Here is a 19,804-nt window from a genome sequence, read left to right as displayed (position 1 = left end):
TTAATCCCTTAATAATGGCATACTCATGCAATGGAAACCACCACGTGCACGCGATAATTCAGCAGATGGCATCAGAATCAATGTGTCTGTCAATTCATCTGCATGTACGCGTCCCGATTCCAGTTCCACAATGAGGTCGGCTACGTTAACCACGTCAAACCCCGCCTCCCTGAATGCCTCGGTTGTCTTATCATTCCGGTCGTAGCCCAGCACCACCCCCTCGTTGATGGCCAATAGATTGCAACTATCCGTCCATTGTTCGCGCGCATCAAATGGAAACTCATTGTTGCCCGACCATATAATCCGTACACTCCCCGCACTGCATCCCAAATCCGTTACACTGATATCAATGAGCAAATCCTCAAGGCTATCGAAATAATGGGATTTGGTTATGTCCTTTTTGTTGAATTGGATGATTTCCAGCTCATCAGCCTTATGTGGCCCGATATGGAGCGCACGGTGCACTTCATCTGTTTGGAGGCCTTTAATGCTTTCATTGGAAAAATCACCCAACATCACCCATACATTTTTCTTTACCTGTGTAAATACGGTATCGATATGCATGTAATCGCGCTTATTGGGAATTTTCACGATGGTAACCTTATTTACCACATCCCTTGCAAACAGGTGTTTTACAGCTTGGGCCGCCGCTTCGCGGCTTGTACGTTCACTCACCCCGATCAACACATGATCTTTACTCACCACCATGACATCCCCTCCTTCCAGGGTTACCTTCTCTATTTCTGTATCATTGGGCAACAGGAAGTGGTGCTGGGTATCGGTTAGTTCGATGATATTATTCCGGTATGCGGCAAAAATTGGGTGATAGAAGAAAATGTACTTAGCTATCAAAGCCTCCCGTTTACGCGCCTCTTTCATGGGTTTGTTGAGGAGTATGTGGTCATTGATGACAATGCCGATATCGCGCGTGAAAATGAAATTGGGGATAGGTGGAAAAATCAGTGCACGCTCGTTGTAACTTCCACTGAAAAACACCCTCGCCAATTCAGCAGGTGAATACCCCATCAATTCGCGCTGGACTTCATGGCTGCATGCTTCAATGGCGCATACCGAGGCGACCAATTGGCTCTTTATGGCATCATCTTCCAGTATTTCCATGAGCAGCACCTGCAATTCCACCACCTGTTGCGAGCAATAGAACTCGGGATGGTCTGGCTTGTAGAACGTTCGATGGCTTTTTGGCGTGTCAATTTCAGCCAATCGGCCCTTTATCTTGTCTTGGTCAAGAAAATACAGCAGCAACTTGACGTAATAGTCATATTCGTTCCGCCGAATGGTATCGAGATGCACAATGTCTTCAAATAACCAGTCTTGGGCTTTGGATGGCACAACCTTACCAAGCCCGCTGTCTGGACTATGTATCAGCACCTTGCGTAATCTGCTTGTTTCTGAAGACACGTAAATTGCTTTGTTAATTAAACTCATATCGACTTATCGTAGAAAAACTGCAAAATACGAAATTTCCCACTTTTCCCACAAAGCTGTGGAGTGGTTTTCTTGGGCGCACGACAGCTAGCAGATTTCACGCAAAGCACGCAAAGCAACTCTTGGTGGCCTTTGTGTTAATACACTAACTTATGATCTCTTCGATTTCCCTAATGATTTGCTGTGCGATGGCATCTGCCTTTTCCGGCGTAGGGCCCTCGGAATAAATCCGGATGATGGGCTCGGTGTTGGATTTACGGAGGTGTACCCACTCGTTTTCGAAATCAATCTTCAATCCATCGATGATACTATGGGGTACATCTTTATACCGTTGTTGCATCGCCACTAATAACCCATCAATATCTAGTCCTGGTGTGAGTATAATTTTATTCTTAGACATGTAATATTGCGGATAGCCGGCACGCAATTCCGAAATGCGCTTGCCGCTTTTGGCCAGATGTGTCAGGAACAGTGCGATCCCAGCCAGGGCATCCCTGCCGTAATGTAGGGCTGGATAGATGACCCCTCCATTCCCTTCACCACCAATGACAGCAGCCACTTCCTTCATTTTGTCCACCACATTTACCTCTCCCACGGCGGCGGCATGATATTGCGAATCCTTGTTGTTAACCGTCACATCACGCAGTGCTCTCGTAGATGATAGATTAGACACGGTATTGCCTGGAGTATGCTGAAGCACATAGTCGCCCACAGCAACAAGTGTATATTCCTCGCCAAACATATTTCCGTTTTCCATCACGAAACAAAGCCTATCCACATCGGGGTCTACAGCAATACCCAAATCGGCGCCTTTTGCTTTAACCAAGTTGGATAAGTCGACCAAATTTTCGGCAAGCGGCTCGGGATTATGTGGAAACTGCCCATTTGGCTCACAGTAAAGCTTGTATATGGTTTGCACGCCAAGCGCTTCCAGTAAGGCAGGTACAAAAATCCCTCCCGTAGAATTGACAGCATCTACAGCAATCTTGAAACCTGCATTCCGTATGGCTTTAACGTCGACCAATTCGAGCGCTAATACCTGGTCGATATGCTTTTGCATGTAGCGATCATCGTAAGTAACCTTGCCCAGATTAGCTACATCCGCGAAATCAAAATCAAGGTCTTCGGCCATTTCCAACACTTGCTTGCCTTCGGCATCGTTGATAAACTCGCCCTTGGCATTGAGCAGCTTGAGGGCATTCCATTGTGCCGGGTTATGACTGGCGGTAAGGATGATACCACCACCAGCACCTTCTGATGGCACGGCCACCTCCACTGTTGGTGTTGTAGATAAACCCAGATCTACCACATCCATTCCAATGCTTTGAAGCGTCCCTACAACCAGATTACGTACCATTTCACCTGAAATACGTGCATCGCGACCGATAACAATTTTATTGATCCCGGTCTTATCATAGATAAAACGGCCAAAAGCCGTGGAGAACTTTACAATGTCTATTGGGGTAAGTGCCTCACCGGATCTTCCCCCTATGGTACCTCGAATGCCTGATATGGATTTTATTAATGTCATATAGTTTACACAATTAAGTTTCGCGGCTGTAAAAATAGGAATATTGTTCTGGATTATTAAATACATTACATTTGATGAGAAATCAGAATTTATTTTTACTTTTGTTGCAACTTTGTTTAATTTAAATGATTGACCAACTCATCTCACTCGACCAAGAGGCCTTTTTGGCTATCAACCAGGGACTAAGCAATGCTTTCTTTGATTGGTTGATGCCTATATTGCGTAATCCGTATACCTGGGCCCCCTTATACCTTTTCATCATCATCTTTTGCATTAGGAACTATAAAAAAAAGGGAATACTCATTATACTCTTTATTTTGATTTCGTTCGGCATATCCGATTCGCTATCGTCTTCGATTATCAAGAAGTCCGTCCAGCGGGTCAGGCCCTGCAATGACATTGAATTCAAAGCGGAAATCAATACACTTGTAAGATGTGGTAGCGGCTATAGCTTTACTTCATCACATGCCACGAATCATTTTGCCATGGCTGTGTTCCTCATCATGGTCTTCTATAAACGGTGGAAACATATTCTCTGGCTTGGCCTTTTTTGGGCAGCAATCATTAGCATTGCCCAAGTATATGTGGGCGTACATTACCCGTTGGACATTATCGCTGGGGCGCTATTAGGGAGTATAATAGGTTGCGCTACCGGTTTAATTTATCGCTTTATCCAACCTGATCTTACACCGGCAAAAAGCTCTGTATGAACCCGTTCTTAATCATTACTATTTTATTCGTTACCGCATTTGCGAGTGGAATTGCCGTTTTTTTTGTGAAACGCGACAACGCCAACGCACTTAAACTCATTCTTTCCTTCAGTGGTGCTTACTTGTTTTCCATCACGGTATTGCACTTGATTCCAGAAGTATATCATACGCATAGTACCGCTAGTGAGACCATCGGTTTATTTGTTTTGATCGGTTTTATTTTCCAACTCGTCATGGAACAATTTTCACATGGTATCGAGCATGGACATATTCACCATCCTCACAGCACAGGGAGTGTATTCCCATTGGGCATTATGTTGAGCCTTTGTCTCCATGCGTTGCTGGAAGGAATGCCGCTAGCTTCCCATCACCAAAGTGAATTGGTATTTGGTATTGCATTGCACCATATACCTGCAGCCTTCGCCCTGGGCAGTCTTTTACTGTACACCTCGCTTTCAAAGCGGTATATCATTTTATTGCTGGCGGTATTTGCCGTGATGACACCACTTGGATTCTTGATTAGCAAAGGAATCAGTTCGGGTGGCATCGGGAATATCGAGCGTTATTTTGACCGGATCATGGCCGTGGTTATTGGTATATTCCTGCACATCTCTACAACGATTTTGTTTGAATCGGGTTCTGCTGACCATCATAAATTCAATCGGAAGAAAATGGTAGTCGTTGCGTTGGGAATTGCGGTTTCTTTACTGAATTTCCTGTTTGGCTCCCATGAGCATTGATGGTTGTTGGGTGGAACACGGATGACACCGATTAAACAGATGATCGCTGATCCATTTCTAGTTTATGCTATCCCAGGCTATTGCCGCGCAGCTTATCAAGCAATTCATTGAGTTGCCGGCATTCGTCTTCGTTAATGTTTTCTTGAAGAATATCCATCATCATCATGGGCTCTTCCAGCTCGGCTAAAATAGCTAAGCCTTTTTCGGTGATTTTAACGTCGACAGCACGACGGTCACTATTACATTTCCCCTTGGAAACCAATTCCTTGATTACCAATCGGTCAATGATCCGTGATACATCAGGCATTTTGTCCAGCATGCGTTCCTTCAGCAAATTATTTGTAGTAGACTTAGGATGCTGCCCCCTCAATATCCGCAAGACATTGAATTGTTGTAGGGTGATTTGATGTATATTTGCTCTTTTCTCTAGGATATTGGTAATCCAATTACTGGTAAACACAATGTTTATCGTGGCCTTATGCCGCTCATTGCCGAATTTTTTTGTTCGGATTTCGTCTTCGATCTTCATTTGAATATAATATGTGTTTATCCGTAGTAACCTTCATCGACTAATCGATACATTGTTTAATGTCTCCATTAACCGCAAAAACTCTGCCACCGCACTTTTTTTTGCATCACTATACTGGTAATCAATATCTTCCATCAAATATTTACGGTAATCGAAATCGAGCCTCGGCGGTAGTTTTTCAAGAAGTGCTTCACGTTGATCCAATCCGTAAGCCAATGCTTCATTAAATGCCCGGATAAACGATAGGGGAAGCGGTTTATTGGCAACCCATGCGGCAAACGTAAAGGGAAGGCCTGTGAACGCTTTCCAATGCCACGCTAGGTCGTAAGCATAGGGATGGGCTTGTTGTTTTCCAAACGTACGGTCGCCAATCTCCACATAAGCATCGGCTTCTCCTTCAATCACCACCGTTACTTCCCGCTTCCAGTAATGACGAAATAGGATTTGCGCCAGCCCATTGGAAGTTCTTGATTGGCTATCCAAACGAAGTGTATTTATCTTATCAATGGGTTTTTCGCTAAAAACAAATACCGAGTTAACAGCACCCGAGGCTCCCAAGCAGTATTCGGAAACAATCGTTGGACTGGGTATATCGAGCAGGGCTGCCACGGGTACAATGCCCAAATCTGCTTGGTTGTTAATCAATTTATGAGCGCATACACTCGGAATATCTAAACTCAGCTCAATTTGGCTGATAATTTCTGAGTGCTGCAGACCGTAAATAAACGGCAGTGTATTGGTATAAGATACCGCGGAGACTCTTACCTTTTCCATCATTCAGTGAACAGGTCCTCCAAATGTTGAATGTTATAGGCATCTTCAATAGTAAATTCACTACCATTATACAATACTTTATACAATGATGTATTGGTATGCGGAAAATCATCCATTTGGGTAACATCGCGGTTGATGAGCAAACATAAGAACATCCGCATTGCTCGGCCATGCATGCATACGAGCACATTTTCCTCATTTTGCTTGGAAAGAATATGGCTAAGTGCTTGGCGTTGCCTTGCGAGCACTTGATTAGGTGTTTCGCCTCCGGCAACACGAGCATCTAATTCGCCATTGGACCATCTTGCGATCAACCCCAAAAAACCTTGCATGACTTCGGGGGTCTGCTCTTCGCCTTCGTAGATGCCCCAACCGATCTCGTCGAGCCCCTCCAATTGCTCGAAAGGGAGGCCATCTTGTAAGAATGGGGCTACCGTTTGATGTGTGCGCAATAAGGTGGATGTGTAGATTTTGTCGAAAGGTACATCCTTGTAATATTCGTAGAACGCCTCGGCTTGCTTCCGGCCCATCTCGTTTAACGGGGAATCAATACCCTTGCCTTGTACAATCCCTTTTAGGTTGAGATCAGTTTGGCCATGACGGATGATATAAAGTGATTTTTCCAAGAAAATTATCGTTATTTATTCACTACTGGCAATTGATAATACGTTGATTGCTTTGTGGATTCCTCTTGAAAAACAATCTCATTGTAATCGGTAATGATGTTGTACAGGGTATCGCGCTCTATGGGGTGCCTTCCAACATGCTTGATCAGCTCAACCAATTCCTGTGTACTCATCGCCGGATGCTGTTCTTCAGCTCCAGCCATGGAGTAAATCTTCGTGGTATCATCAAGCGTACCGTCAATATCGTCTACACCAAATCCCAATGCCAATTGCGCTGTTTCTCTACTTATCATGGCCCAATAAGCCTTAATATGTGGGAAATTATCTAGATAAATACGGCTTATGGCATAATTACGCAAGTCTTCTATCACGGTGGACTCCGAAATATGCGACATTTGATTGTCCATATTCCTGAATTTAAGCGGTATAAATGCCTGGAACCCCCCAGTTTTGTCCTGTAATTCACGAAGCCGTTCCATGTGATCAATGCGGTGCCAATAGCCCTCGATATGGCCATACAGCATGGTCGCGTTAGAGTGCATCCCCAGCTTGTGCCACGCTTCGTGGATTTGTAGCCATTGTTCGGCATTGCACTTGTCTTTTGCGATTTGTTCCCGCACTTCAGGATGGAAAATCTCGGCCCCACCTCCCGGCATTGAATCCAAGCCTGCATCTTTCATCATGGCCATGCCGGTGGCATAATCCACTTTCGCCTTCTTGAAGATGTAATGGTATTCCACTGGTGTAAGTGCCTTCACATGGAGGTTTGGACGGTGCCGCTTTATAGCCGTGAATAACTCCATATAAAAGGGCATGTCGTACTGGGGTAGCACTCCTCCAACGATATGGACTTCAGTAACCGGCTCGTTGTCATACGACTTTATCTGATCCAACATCTCGTCCATCGTGGCTTCCCAGCCATCTTCACGCTGCTTAATTAAACGGGAATAGGAACAAAATTTGCAATCGTAGACACATAAGTTAGTAGGTTCGATATGGAAATTACGATTGAAATAGGTAATGTCTCCGTGCCGCTTTTCCCTGATAAAGTTTGCCAACACGCCCAAATAGCCTAAGTCGCCCCGCTCATACAGCAACACGCCGTCTTCTTCACTAATCCGTTCCCCATGGTAAACCTTCGAAGCAATGGTTTGCAGCTCATTACCGAGCCGTTTGTTCTCAAGGAGGAAAGTGAGTTTTTTTTCGGCATCCATATCCTGAAATTTTATGTAGCAAACTTAGCTAAACTTGCTTAAAAACGCAAGTTGGGTGCAATTAAACTACTCGCCAAACTGTTGCATATCAATCAATTTTTTATACAGCCCATTGTTGGCTATGAGCTCCATGTGTGTGCCTTCTTCCGCAATACGGCCTGCATCGAGCACAACGATTTTACCAGCATTTTGTATGGTGCTTAAACGGTGGGCAATGACCAATGTGGTACGGTTTTGCATCAATTTGGACAACGCATCCTGAACCAGTTTTTCAGATTCGGTATCCAATGCGGAGGTGGCTTCATCCAACAACAGGATGGGCGGGTTTTTGAGGACGGCCCTCGCAATGCAGATTCGTTGACGTTGCCCGCCGGATAACTTAGTCCCCCTGTCGCCGATATTGGTTTGGTAACCGTTTGGGGTTTCCAAAATAAAATCATGTGCGTTAGCTATTTTCGCGGCACGCTCCACCTCCTCCATGCTGGCATCTTCAGCGGCAAAAGCTATATTGTTGAAGATGGTATCATTGAATAAAAAGGAATCCTGATTAACCAACCCCATCATTTCACGCAAACTGGTAATTTTCAATGCTTTGATATTCTTATCATCGAACAGCACTGCCCCTTCGTCCACATCAATGAAGCGCGGTATGAGATCAATCAACGTCGATTTCCCTCCCCCTGATGGACCAACCAACGCTACGGTTTGGCCCTTAGGCACCTCCAGATTGACGTGCCGTAACACTTGTCGGTCGCCATAAGAGAAACTGACATCAACCAGTTTGATATGCTGATTGAACGAATCTGGACCTGTTGCATCCGGCAAATCCTTGATTTCATTTCGCATATCGATAAGCTCCAATACGCGCTCCCCAGCCGCAATGCCGGAATGGATATTACTGAAGGAATCCGTCAATGCCTTTGCAGGCCGCATCACTTGCGAAAATAAGGCAATATAACCGATAAAGGCCGCTGCATCGAGATCTCCACTTTCACTCAACACAAGGTTCCCCCCGTATAGCAATATGACCGCTACCATGACCACACCCAACAATTCAGAGACAGGCGACCCCAGTTGCTGCCGCCTTACCATCCGCCGGCTGATTTTCGAAAACTTCACGTTCTCATTATTAAACCGATCCTTGATGAATTCGACACCATTGAATGCTTTGATGATCTTAATACCAGACAATGCTTCATCCAAATAACTAATCATGTTGCCATATGTTTGCTGTGCCAACGTCGCTTGCGCCTTTAAACGCTTAACGATACGCGAAATAATAAATGCCGATAATGGGATAACCAAAATGGCAAATAAGGTTAGTTTCACTGAAATAGCAAACAAAAAGACGATATAGGCGATCAGTTGAAGGGGCTCTTTGAAAACAACTTGCAAAGTTGCTGTTACGGAATACTGCACAACCTGCACATCTGAAGCTATTTTTGAAATGACATCTCCTTTACGCTGGTTGTTGAAATACCCAATGTGCATACTCATCACATTATCAAATACCGCCTTCCTCAAATTGAGCAAGGTATGTATTCGCAGGTTCTCCATAATCCGCTGCGAGAAATAGCGGAAAACATTACTAAGGAGTACAGACAATACAATAATATAGCATACACGCTGTAACGCTTCATATGGACCATACAAAATATTGGCTTGCTGCGCATAATAATTAAAAAAGTCTATAATACTATACCAGTGTTCCGGCTTCTCGATCACTTCACTACCCTCGCCGGTATTGAACAGCGTATGTAAAAGTGGAATCAGTAATGCAAGGTTTAGTGTACTGAATATGACTGTTAATATGGTGCAAAACACATACGGAATCGCATATTTTTCTATGGGTTTGGCGTATGATAGTAATCGAAAATATGTCTTCATCAATTATTGAACAAGTCGCAAAGCTACTAAAAAAGTAGGGTAGTGTGGGAAATTGAATAGATTTACTTATTTTAGTCGCTCAAAAATAAAGCGATGCAGATACAAGTTGCAAAGCGGTTGCAACACACCGAAGAATACTATTTTTCGAAAAAGCTACGGGAAATCGACAGACTAAACCAAACAGGCGAGAAAGTCATCAATTTAGGGATTGGGAGTCCAGATTTACCTCCTCATCCAGCGGTCATCCAAACGCTTAGTGAATTTGCCTCTTTGCCTCATACGCATGCCTATCAAAGCTATAAAGGCATACCGGCATTACGGCAGGCAATGGCAGCGTGGTATGAGCATTACTATGGGGTATTGTTGGATCCAGACGTGAATGTATTGCCGCTCATCGGTTCTAAGGAGGGTATTGTGCATACCTGCATGACCTACCTGCAGGATGGTGACGAGGCGCTGATACCCAATCCGGGATATCCCACCTATTCTTCGGCCGTACAGTTGAGTGGGGCAATAGGCATTCCTTATGCGCTAACTCCCCAGAACAACTGGCTGCCCGACTTGGATGCGTTGGCTAAAAATGACCTGAGTCGCGTCAAGATGATGTGGATGAATTATCCCCATATGCCGACTGGAACAGCTGCTCCGGAATCATTTTTCAGGGAGGTAGTGGCTTTTGCCAAGCAACATCATATCCTGCTGTGCCATGACAATCCTTATAGTTTCATCCTCAATGACCATCCACAAAGTCTTCTGGCTATCGAAGGAGCAATGGATGTGGCCATCGAACTTAATTCATTGAGCAAATCAGCCAACATGGCTGGTTGGCGCGTAGGCATGCTGATTGGCGCGGAAGCGCGTGTCAGTGAAATCCTGCGGTTTAAAAGCAACATGGATTCGGGGATGTTCTTGCCCGTACAGATGGCCGCCACGAAGGCATTGACACTGGGTTCGGAATGGTACGACGGATTAAACAAGACTTATCGGAAGCGAAGAGCGCATGTATACCATTTACTGGATGGGATCGGGTGTTCATACGACAAAAACCAAGTAGGCATGTTCGTGTGGGCCAAGGCGCCAGCCTCGTATCCGGATGGTTATGCGCTGAGCGATGAAATCCTCCAAAAATCTCGGGTCTTCATCACTCCGGGAGGGATTTTTGGGAATGGTGGTGATGCCTACATCCGCGTGAGCTTATGCGCCAGGGAAGAACTATTGGACGAAGCTTATGACCGCATCGCAAATACGGTGATTAACCAGTAATCATTTATTAAAAAACAACGTAAGTAGAAATGAACATAGCCATAGTTGGTGTAGGGCTCATTGGAGGGTCGGTTGCGATTACCCTAAAACAAAAGCTTGCTGCTACCAAAATCATAGGTGTTGATAAAAATGAGAGCAACCTAAAAAAAGCACTCCAAATGGGGCTTATAGATGAAGGTGCATCATTGGAAGAAGCGGTAGACCGCTGTGAAGTCATCTTTCTGACCATACCTGTGGACTCCATCCTAAGTCTTTTGCCTGCTCTCCTGGATCGGATAGCCAATCAAGTGATTATCGATATGGGATCTACTAAAGAACGCATCATGAAGGCGATTGCAGATCATCCTAAGCGAGGTCGTGTAGTGGCGGCCCACCCCATGGCCGGTACGGAATATTCCGGACCGGAAGCAGCTACCACCGATTTGTTCAAAGGTAAGATGATGGTATACGTAGACGCGACGAACAGCGATGAGGATGCCTTTGAAATAATGGATTCTATTACCGAACAGTTGGAGATGCACACCACGTTCATGAATGCGTATGAACATGACGTGCATACGGCCTATGTATCGCACATCTCACACATCACTTCCTTTGCATTGGCGCTTACCGTACTGGAAAAAGAAAAATCGCAGGGCAGGATATTCGAACTTGCAGGATCCGGATTCGAATCAACCGTACGTCTCGCCAAAAGTTCACCTGACATGTGGACTCCCATTTTCAAACAAAACCGAGAAAATGTGCTTGAAGTGCTTCAAGAGCACATCAAGCAGTTACAAAATGTGCACGAAGTATTGACCAATGAGGATTACGATGCATTTTATAAATTAATCAAGAAATCCAATAAAATCCAACGAATCTTAAAGTAAGATTGGTGTTAAAATGCTAACACAGTCACTTCAGTCCTCCGATTGGCCTGATGCTCTTCACGTGAACACGGAACACCATCCGAGCAACGGTTTACCAACTTGGTTTCCCCGTAACCTTTGGCTATCATCCGATCACGTGCGATGCCACGGCTTACTAGGTAGTCAACCGCCGATTGCGCTCGACGCTGTGATAATGCCTCGTTGTATGCGTGACTACCTCGGCTATCTGTATGGCTTGATAGTTCGATTTTCAACGTCGGGTTATCGCGCATTGTCCGTACCAGCTCATCCAGGATTGCGGCTGCATCAGCGCGGATGTTGTGCTTGTCGAAATCGTAATAAATATTTTCCAATTCAAACGTATCGCCAACCTTGAAAACCGGTTCTAACAGGAGTGCAACTTCCAATGTATCGGATTTACTAATACCCTGTGTACTTACCTTGGCCGAATCTGCGTGGTAGCCTTGCTTTTGGCCCAATACCGTATAATCCATGTCGCGATCCAGCGTAAACTCAAATGTCCCTTCGTTGCTGCTGCTTTTCTTCGCCACGATTTCCCGCTTACCATCATAAAGGGTTACCGATGCAGCCGGCAGACGTTCTCCCGTATTTTTGTCTGACGTGGTTCCCCGCAGAATGATGATAATTTTCGGTCTTTCAAAGGAGAATGAATAAATGTCATCACCGCCCTTGCCTCCGCGCCTGTTTGACGAAAGGAAGCCATGGTAACCCATATCGTTTTCATCAACTGTGATGTAAGCGAAGTCATCCCCCGCGCTGTTCAGCGGATACCTTAGGTTCTCCGGTGTTGACCACATTCCTTTTTGCCCCGTTGCGCTGAATACATCAAGTCCACCCATTCCCGCGAATCCATCACTCGAAAAATACAGTGTTCCATCCGGGCCAATATTTGGGAACATTTCGTCCCCAGAACTATTCACTTCGTTGCCAGCATTCGCCGGTGTTCCCCAACTTCCGTCGGATTGGCGCTCACAATACCAGATGTCTGTACCGCCCAGGCCTCCTGGCATATCGGACACGAAATACAATATGTTTTCATCAACGGATAACGCAGCATGCCCCACCGAATATTCCTTTGCGTTGTTATGGGCAAAAGGCTCCGCTAGCCACCCCGCTCCCTCCTTTTTGTAGGTATACAATTCTAACGTGTTCGTGTGGTATCTACGCCGCTGCTCACGCACAAGTTCCCCTTCTTTCCCCACATGAGTGCGGGTTGCAAATAGGGTGTTTCCTTCTTTTTCCGCAACGACCGGGCCGATATGGTAGGGCAAATCGCTGATACCATCTTGGACCATCGAAGGTGTGCTTAAGTTTCCGGAAGCGGAAAGTTGTGCGGAGTAAATGCGCAAAAATGCATGCCCTGTCCAACCATGGGTTTTGCCGGATGTGGTCGCGGGTTCCCCGGCATAGTACACCTTGTCGCCCACCGGATATGCCGAAAATTCCGAAAGTGGTGTGTTGACCTCCGATTCGTTTGCCACCTTATGCGCTGTGGGGGAAGCCAACCAAACGACTGCTGAATCACACCCAGCCAACTGCAGAGCTACATGCTCCCGGTTGCCTGTCCGCTCCGCATAATTTTCCAATTGCTGCTTCGCTTCTGCATATTTCCCATTGGCTTTTAACACGTTCCCGTAGGCCAATAAGTGTTCGGGTTTATTACTCTCGTGTTGCACCACCCGTGCATACCAGTTTTCTGCCGACTCGAAATCCCGCACTTGGATATAGCATGTTGCCAATCGTTCAAGATCTTCCAATCGTGGATCGCGTCTGTCCACCAATTTGGTATACATTGCTGCCGCATGCGCATATTCATATCGACGATATGACTCTTCGGCACGGTCGCGCAAGCTGGGTTGTTCTTGCGATAACGTGATGCCAGGTAGTAGGGCCATGACAGCGATAATTCCATATATGTATATCTTCTCCATAATCTTAAGTAGCTATTTGATTTAAATTGTCATCCAGTGAGGTATATCCTAAAAAAAACGTGGACTCAACAGCCGCTGTTCTCGGCGGCCGAACGTAATGCCCAATGTTACTTCATGTGAACCATTTTGCACACTCGACAACCGGCTCACGATATGGTCATACGAATAACCAATCCGCAGCGTTTCCGTCACATAGATTTGGGTCACCGCGGCGAATGAATTACGTCCACTTAAGCTATTGCCGCTCACACGATTGTATTCCCGTTCGAACACTGTCACTCCGGTGCGCCAGCCGGCCCCCAACCAGAACCGGTCGCCAAAGATGAACATCGCATTCAGGTCAAGGCTTGTTGGCCCTTTGAAATCTTCCTTCACCAACAGACTCGGACGCAGCTTCAAACCTTGCGAAAGGTCGAACAGCGCCCCGCCGATGAAATACAAATGACGTTTACGGCGGATATTGTCCGTCGTTGTGTTGTCCCAACGGAAAATATTATTGCTTTGATCGCCCGACAGCAGGTCCATCGCAGACACTCCTGCATACCAGCGCGGATTGTAATAGTAGATACCAAAGCGGATATCCGGCACATAATTGCTAATCTTACCAGGAGGGAGCAATTGGTCGCTGCCTTCTATGGGATCCAACATTGTCCCATCAAGGCTATACTGCGTCACTCCGGCACCGATACCGAAACTAAGCCGCTGCGTATCTTCTTCGTTCAGTCTAAGACGGAAAGCGTAGTTTGCATAGGCGGATGTAGCCGATTGTGGCCCAAGCTTGTCGGCCGTTATCTGAAGGCCTAAACCATGCCGTTTGGCTAACGGGTCTACCACCCCATCTATGGAAAGTGACCCTGTGCGCGGAGCTCCTTCTAATCCTACCCATTGGCTACGTAATCCCAATTGTCCAAACCATTCCTCCTTATAGCCCGTATAGGCTGGATTCACGCTCATCGAATTGAAAATATACTGTGTGAATTGGATGTTTTGCTGGGCGCGCACGCTCAAGGCTGTAAGCAGCCCGAAAACCAACCCTACTGTTTTTATAATGTGCTTCATAGCTATTATTTGTTGGGGGATTCGCACCGCAGCTAATCGTCGTATTACTGAGCTGGGATACATTTCCTTTACTTTATTGCTTTACTTCGTTTAATTCTTATTGACGTTTGATTAATACCCACCCAGCATAACGATCTCTTCGTCCAGCATCATGGGTAAAGATGACGTAATAGTATGTACCCTCATTGAGACCTTGTCCATCCCAATCATTTTGGTAATTGGTGTTCCGGTACACTTCATTTCCCCAACGGTTGACCACCGTGATTTCTACACGATCAAACCCTTCAAAGCCGACAATCTCAAACACGTCGTTGCGGCTATCTCCATTAGGTGTAAACACATTGGGAATCTTGAATGGACGTGCGGCCACCGTAACTGTAATGGTAGCCATATTGGATACCAGTCCGTTTTCATCACTTATCTCATAGCGAACCGTACTCACGCCTACGAAACCGTTCGCTGGCGTAAATGTAACCACGCCATTGTTGGCTACTTGATAATGGCCTTCTCCGGGTATGCTCAAACTCTTCACTCGATTACCATTATCATCTACCAAGTTGACGGTGCCGGGCACAATCGGGCTACTGCCTTCTGCATCATTGGTCAGCACCGGAATACTCACGGCTTCGCCATACGGTGTTGTTGCTTCATCATCTACCGTAGTAGGGGGAATTTCTGCTGCTACAGCTTCCACAGTGATCGTGATTGTCGCCCGGTTGGACTCCAACTCATTCTCATCCTCCACCGTGTATTCGATGGTGGAGACTCCTACAAAGGATTCGTTAGGGATGAATGTCACCGTTCCATCTTCATTGACTGTGTAGCTTCCTTCGTTGGGTATAGTTATTTCGGTTACTTTATTGTCCGTAACGGGGTCTATCAAGCGTACAGTTCCTGGAACAATTTGACTATTGCCTTCTTCATCGTTTGCTAATACATCAAGTGTAATGTCTACGCCTTGATCCGTTGTTCCTTCGTCGTCTGTTGCTGTGGGACCAATGATTACCGGGATCTCCACCTCTGGTTCCTCTGGATCGGTGGGTTCGTCACCTGTCACTGTGGCGATATTCTTGATGGAGGAAATATCTACGATATTTTCATTAACCTTCACTTTAAAACTAACACTGAGGCTCTCATCCGCAGGTACATCCACCGTCCAAGCCAATTTATTGTTGTCAAATACGCCATTATGGGTTGCACTGCCTTCCACGTAGGTGGTATGAGCAGGGATTTCGTCGGCTATCGTGATTCCTTCATAAGTTACATTGCCTGTATTCGTGACCGTTATGGTATAGGTAAGCTCCTCACCCACTCCGGCTTTGCCATCACCGCTAGCATCGGACACCGTCTTGGTTGCCCCGAACGATTTCATCGGATCCGTCGGGACCTCAACCTCAGGCTCCTCGGGGTTCTCCGGGTCATCGCCCGTGACCACCGCCACGTTATGGATGCTGGAGATGTCCGTCAGGTTGTCCGCAACCCTGACCCGGAAGCCCACCTCGCGGCTTTCGCCGTAGGGGATATCAAGTGTCCAGCCCAGCACGTCGCCGTTCACCGTGGCGCCGGGACTGGCGCTGCCCTCGATGTATGTTGTGTTCGCGGGGATGTTGTCGGCCACCGTGATACCGTTGTAGTCAACGTCGCCCGTGTTCGTCACCGTGATCGTGTATTCCAGCTCGTCGCCGGCGGAAACCGATTCGGCACTGGCCGTCTTAGCCGCCCCGAACGATTTCATCGGATCCGTCGGGACCTCAACCTCAGGCTCCTCGGGGTTCTCCGGGTCATCACCCGTGACCACCGCCACGTTATGGATGCTTTCCACATCCGTCAGGTTGTCCGCAACCCTGACACGGAAGCCCACCTCGCGGCTTTCGCCGTAGGGGACGTCAAGCGTCCAGCCCAGCACGTCGCCGTTCACCGTGGCGCCGGGACTGGCGCTGCCCTCGATGTATGCCGTGTTCACGGGGATGTTGTCAACGACCGTGATGCCGTTGTAGTCAACGTCGCCCGTGTTCGTCACCGTGATCGTGTATTCCAGCTCGTCGCCGGCGGAAACCGATTCGGCACTGGCCGTCTTAGCCNCCGCAGGTACATCCACCGTCCAAGCCAATTTATTGTTGTCAAATACGCCATTATGGGTTGCACTGCCTTCCACGTAGGTGGTATGAGCAGGGATTTCGTCGGCTATCGTGATTCCTTCATAAGTTACATTGCCTGTATTCGTGACCGTTATGGTATAGGTAAGCTCCTCACCCACTCCGGCTTTGCCATCACCGCTAGCATCGGACACCGTCTTGGTTGCCCCGAACGATTTCATCGGATCCGTCGGGACCTCAACCTCAGGCTCCTCGGGGTTCTCCGGGTCATCACCCGTGACCACCGCCACGTTATGGATGCTTTCCACATCCGTCAGGTTGTCCGCAACCCTGACACGGAAGCCCACCTCGCGGCTTTCGCCGTAGGGGACGTCAAGCGTCCAGCCCAGCACGTCGCCGTTCACCGTGGCGCCGGGACTGGCGCTGCCCTCGATGTATGCCGTGTTCACGGGGATGTTGTCAACGACCGTGATGCCGTTGTAGTCAACGTCGCCCGTGTTCGTCACCGTGATCGTGTATTCCAGCTCGTCGCCGGCGGAAACCGATTCGGCACTGGCCGTCTTGGCCGCCCCGAACGATTTCACCGGATCCGTCGGGATCTCAACCTCCGGCTCCTCGGGGTTTTCCGGGTCATCGCCCGTGACCACCGCCATGTTATGGATACTGGCAATGTCCGTCAGGTTGTCCACAACCTTAACTTGAAATGTAACTTCCTCCGATAAACCTGCCGGCACATTAATACCTACCCAAGTGATGGTGTTGGTGGCTGCATTAAAGCTACCACCACTAGAAATACTGCCATCAACCAAAGACGTATGATCTGGGATTACATCAGTGATCATCACCGTTACGTCCCTATCAAACAAATTTTCTACACGGATGGCATAGGTCAATATTTCACCGGCCTGTGCCAACCCATCATTATTTTCATCGGAAACCAATTTCACACTGATCAACGAGCAATCGTTTAACACTGTAACCGTTATCTCATTAGAATAATCCTCACAATTCGATCCTTCGACTATAGAAATTGCAACACGGCGGTAACTAGTGGTTTCAGACAACGCTTCAGGCTGGTATGATTCTCCTGTCGCCCCATCAATCACTATCCATGTTGTTCCGTCCACACTTTGCTCCCAGCGATAACTGATTTCACCGGTGCCAGCTTCAACTGAAGTCAGCAGTTCCGGCACTGTACCCACGCAAACTTCTTGATCGTCTCCTATCTGTCCCGCCAAAATAGCGTCAACCGTAACTTGCATCGTTGATTCGGCGCTACAATCGCTCTCATTGGTAACGGTATAGCTAATAGCTACCGTTCCCCCAGCCACACCTGTAACCATCCCCATATCATCAACCGTAGCTATCGCCTCGTCACTGCTTGACCAAACACCACCCTCGTTTATGGCTTCCAAACTAATCGTTGAACCGACGCATACTATGTCTTCACCAGAAATGCTAGCATCCGGTATGGGATTCACCGTAATCATGAATGTGACAGCTTCACCGGCACAACCTAATTCGGTATTGGGCACAACAGTGATCATTGCTGTAATCGCCTCATCCGTTGTATTGGTTGCCGTGAAAGAAATAGCACCATTGCCGTCAGCTGCAATTCCGATATCCGTATTATCGCTGCTCCATTCGTATGATGTAACAACCCCATTATCGTTATCGAATATAATGTCAACCTGCTCACCGGCGCATGCGACCAAATCTACCGCTCCGTTAAATTCAAAGCATCCACTTATGTCTATACCGAGCGAAATATCCCCGTATATGGGTAAACCTTCTGGCGTACAGTCCGATTCGTCATCACCATACGCTTCAATGAATGTGGAAGTGACCTCCTTTTCGGACAATTTGCCTTTTCCCGACAATGTGCCATCCAGGGAAATGGTTGGGTTACAATCTCCATCAGTTGATAGTATAGCGGCACAATCGTTGACTATCAATTTATAGGACATCCAGGCCACCACCTCATCATGGTCTTCCAATAATGCTATCTCTCCTATATCCCATACCAGCATATTATCTACAATCTCTGGCATTTCACCTTGGGATACGTCAAGTACTTCAATGGTTACATGGTCGGGTATTGGGATTGCAACCTTACCATCCTCGATTTCTTCCGACCCTTTATTTCTAATTTCCAACCTTAATTCCACTTCATCCCCCGCTGCGACATCACCCGATGGAGGTAGGCTGGAAACAATCTGGTTCAGCGGATGGACCTCGGGTTCATTGGCATCTACAGCAAATGTTAGGTTGAAAATGATGTAGTTATCTGAGGTTGTTCCATACCTAAGGCTGGTAGCATTCTGGCCGTTGTCGATAAACCGTTTATCATCGTTTGGCACTTGGAATGTGGCGATGTCTATCCCGGCATTGTCATCAAGTTCCGGATTGCGTATACCGTCTGATACAATGGACGAATTGAAAAAATTATTCGATTCGTTTGATGCATGGCTTAATGGCTCATATAAATTCGTATTTCGGTTCAACATGCTCAGATAGTCGCCAAAATCGACCTTATCACCCTCCCCTGACATCACTCCGAGTTTCACATTGACTGGACCGTTTTGGTTAGCGATAAACCCATCGATGTCAATATTGAACTGGTTTTCGGGGGAATATTCTCCTTGCACAAACGCATAACCATCGAACACCATGATGTTACGCGTATTCATGATTGAATTTTCATACACGACAACAAGCCCCCATCCGCCATAATAGCCGACATGTGGCCATCTGGAATCGGGGCCCGTTGTAGCGGCTATATCGGCCGCAAAATATGGCCCATCTTTATTGTCTTGAACATAAGATGTCACATCGGCAAATGCCACATACATCCCTCGGCTATTCTCAGGGAGCAATGGATCACCTTCAGGAAAGTAGATGTCTTCGGCTACAAATTGTTGATACGAATCCCCGTCTTTCTTAAATTTGATTATGTTTTTTTGGAAACGGCTATCACTCCATGTGTCATCGGGCAACAGCCCCCCTACATCATTTCCTTCCACTTCCGCCCGGCCAGACCAATACAATCCAGCAAAAACCACTCGGGTACATGAATGGTCAGCTCCGTTTTCATTGGAGAATGTCAAT

General features: G+C 46.9%; 14 protein-coding genes. 4 read left to right on the top strand and 10 right to left on the bottom strand.

Annotated elements, in window-relative coordinates; all coding sequences use genetic code 11:
* Together NF543_RS11130 and glmM are read right to left on the bottom strand one after the other, a co-directional pair.
* Window positions 1–1,446, bottom strand: a complete 1,446-nt coding sequence (locus NF543_RS11130) for an arginine deiminase family protein (RefSeq protein ID WP_257668202.1) — start codon at window positions 1,444–1,446, stop codon at window positions 1–3.
* A gap of 145 nt (window positions 1,447–1,591) precedes the next feature.
* Complete coding sequence (glmM, locus tag NF543_RS11125) at window positions 1,592–2,977, bottom strand: phosphoglucosamine mutase (RefSeq protein ID WP_257668201.1); 1,386 nt, start codon at window positions 2,975–2,977, stop codon at window positions 1,592–1,594.
* Window positions 2,978–3,102: 125 nt separating this feature from the next.
* Here glmM and NF543_RS11120 point away from each other — a divergent pair, with 125 nt between their 5' ends.
* Complete coding sequence (locus NF543_RS11120) at window positions 3,103–3,687, top strand: phosphatase PAP2 family protein (protein WP_257668200.1); 585 nt, start codon at window positions 3,103–3,105, stop codon at window positions 3,685–3,687.
* Window positions 3,684–4,427 (top strand): ZIP family metal transporter, encoded by a 744-nt coding sequence (locus tag NF543_RS11115; protein ID WP_257668199.1) that lies wholly within the window; start codon window positions 3,684–3,686, stop codon window positions 4,425–4,427. Before NF543_RS11120 ends, NF543_RS11115 begins: the two co-directional genes overlap by 4 nt.
* A gap of 67 nt (window positions 4,428–4,494) precedes the next feature.
* On the opposite strand, the gene NF543_RS11110 is transcribed toward NF543_RS11115, so the two are convergent.
* From NF543_RS11110 to NF543_RS11090, 5 genes are all read right to left on the bottom strand, one after another.
* Entirely contained in the window at window positions 4,495–4,956 is a 462-nt protein-coding gene (locus NF543_RS11110; RefSeq protein WP_257668198.1) for a MarR family winged helix-turn-helix transcriptional regulator, read from the bottom strand.
* A 33-nt stretch (window positions 4,957–4,989) separates the two neighbouring features.
* Window positions 4,990–5,730 (bottom strand): menaquinone biosynthetic enzyme MqnA/MqnD family protein, encoded by a 741-nt coding sequence (locus NF543_RS11105; RefSeq protein WP_257668197.1) that lies wholly within the window; start codon window positions 5,728–5,730, stop codon window positions 4,990–4,992.
* A complete protein-coding gene (locus tag NF543_RS11100; protein WP_257668196.1) occupies window positions 5,730–6,356 on the bottom strand; it encodes a histidine phosphatase family protein in 627 nt (208 codons plus the stop codon). The genes NF543_RS11105 and NF543_RS11100 overlap by 1 nt, the downstream gene beginning before the upstream one ends.
* Window positions 6,357–6,367: 11 nt before the next feature.
* Window positions 6,368–7,570 (bottom strand): aminofutalosine synthase MqnE, encoded by a 1,203-nt coding sequence (gene mqnE, locus NF543_RS11095; protein ID WP_257668195.1) that lies wholly within the window; start codon window positions 7,568–7,570, stop codon window positions 6,368–6,370.
* A 66-nt stretch (window positions 7,571–7,636) separates the two neighbouring features.
* Window positions 7,637–9,457: an ABC transporter ATP-binding protein gene (locus NF543_RS11090; RefSeq protein WP_257668194.1), complete on the bottom strand. Its 1,821-nt coding sequence runs from the start codon at window positions 9,455–9,457 to the stop codon at window positions 7,637–7,639.
* Window positions 9,458–9,550: 93 nt separating this feature from the next.
* On the opposite strand from NF543_RS11090, the gene NF543_RS11085 reads away from it, so the two are divergent.
* Both NF543_RS11085 and NF543_RS11080 read left to right on the top strand, forming a co-directional pair.
* Window positions 9,551–10,720 carry a pyridoxal phosphate-dependent aminotransferase gene (locus NF543_RS11085; RefSeq protein WP_257668193.1) on the top strand — a complete coding sequence of 390 codons (1,170 nt, stop codon included), beginning with the start codon at window positions 9,551–9,553 and terminating at the stop codon, window positions 10,718–10,720.
* 29 nt (window positions 10,721–10,749) lie between these two features.
* Complete coding sequence (locus NF543_RS11080; RefSeq protein ID WP_257668192.1) at window positions 10,750–11,589, top strand: prephenate dehydrogenase; 840 nt, start codon at window positions 10,750–10,752, stop codon at window positions 11,587–11,589.
* A gap of 8 nt (window positions 11,590–11,597) precedes the next feature.
* Here NF543_RS11080 and NF543_RS11075 read toward each other — a convergent pair whose 3' ends face one another.
* The 3 genes from NF543_RS11075 to NF543_RS25625 form a co-directional block, all read right to left on the bottom strand.
* Entirely contained in the window at window positions 11,598–13,541 is a 1,944-nt protein-coding gene (locus tag NF543_RS11075) for an OmpA family protein (RefSeq protein WP_257668191.1), read from the bottom strand.
* A 48-nt stretch (window positions 13,542–13,589) separates the two neighbouring features.
* A complete protein-coding gene (locus NF543_RS11070; RefSeq protein ID WP_257668190.1) occupies window positions 13,590–14,600 on the bottom strand; it encodes a PorP/SprF family type IX secretion system membrane protein in 1,011 nt (336 codons plus the stop codon).
* A 97-nt stretch (window positions 14,601–14,697) separates the two neighbouring features.
* On the bottom strand, window positions 14,698–18,186 hold the full coding sequence (locus NF543_RS25625; RefSeq protein WP_444511710.1) for a CLIPPER-2 domain-containing protein: 3,489 nt from the start codon (window positions 18,184–18,186) through the stop codon (window positions 14,698–14,700).
* Window positions 18,187–19,804 lie beyond the last annotated feature (1,618 nt).

This window comes from Parapedobacter tibetensis, assembly GCF_024704835.1.
Lineage (GTDB): Bacteria > Bacteroidota > Bacteroidia > Sphingobacteriales > Sphingobacteriaceae > Parapedobacter > Parapedobacter tibetensis.
The sequence above is the reverse complement of the archived record's forward strand: the minus strand, read 5'-3'. Positions and strand labels throughout refer to the sequence as shown.

Excerpts from the sequence above, each read along its gene's own strand:
- NF543_RS11070 (WP_257668190.1), bottom strand. The coding sequence starts at position 14,600 with ATGAAGCACATTATAAAAACAGTAGGGTTGGTTTTCGGGCTGCTTACA.
- NF543_RS11115 (WP_257668199.1), top strand. The coding sequence starts at position 3,684 with ATGAACCCGTTCTTAATCATTACTATTTTATTCGTTACCGCATTTGCG.
- NF543_RS11130 (WP_257668202.1), bottom strand. The coding sequence starts at position 1,446 with ATGAGTTTAATTAACAAAGCAATTTACGTGTCTTCAGAAACAAGCAGA.
- glmM (WP_257668201.1), bottom strand. The coding sequence starts at position 2,977 with ATGACATTAATAAAATCCATATCAGGCATTCGAGGTACCATAGGGGGA.
- NF543_RS11085 (WP_257668193.1), top strand. The coding sequence starts at position 9,551 with ATGCAGATACAAGTTGCAAAGCGGTTGCAACACACCGAAGAATACTAT.
- mqnE (WP_257668195.1), bottom strand. The coding sequence starts at position 7,570 with ATGGATGCCGAAAAAAAACTCACTTTCCTCCTTGAGAACAAACGGCTC.
- NF543_RS11075 (WP_257668191.1), bottom strand. The coding sequence starts at position 13,541 with ATGGAGAAGATATACATATATGGAATTATCGCTGTCATGGCCCTACTA.
- NF543_RS11105 (WP_257668197.1), bottom strand. The coding sequence starts at position 5,730 with ATGGAAAAGGTAAGAGTCTCCGCGGTATCTTATACCAATACACTGCCG.
- NF543_RS11120 (WP_257668200.1), top strand. The coding sequence starts at position 3,103 with ATGATTGACCAACTCATCTCACTCGACCAAGAGGCCTTTTTGGCTATC.
- NF543_RS11110 (WP_257668198.1), bottom strand. The coding sequence starts at position 4,956 with ATGAAGATCGAAGACGAAATCCGAACAAAAAAATTCGGCAATGAGCGG.
- NF543_RS11090 (WP_257668194.1), bottom strand. The coding sequence starts at position 9,457 with ATGAAGACATATTTTCGATTACTATCATACGCCAAACCCATAGAAAAA.
- NF543_RS11080 (WP_257668192.1), top strand. The coding sequence starts at position 10,750 with ATGAACATAGCCATAGTTGGTGTAGGGCTCATTGGAGGGTCGGTTGCG.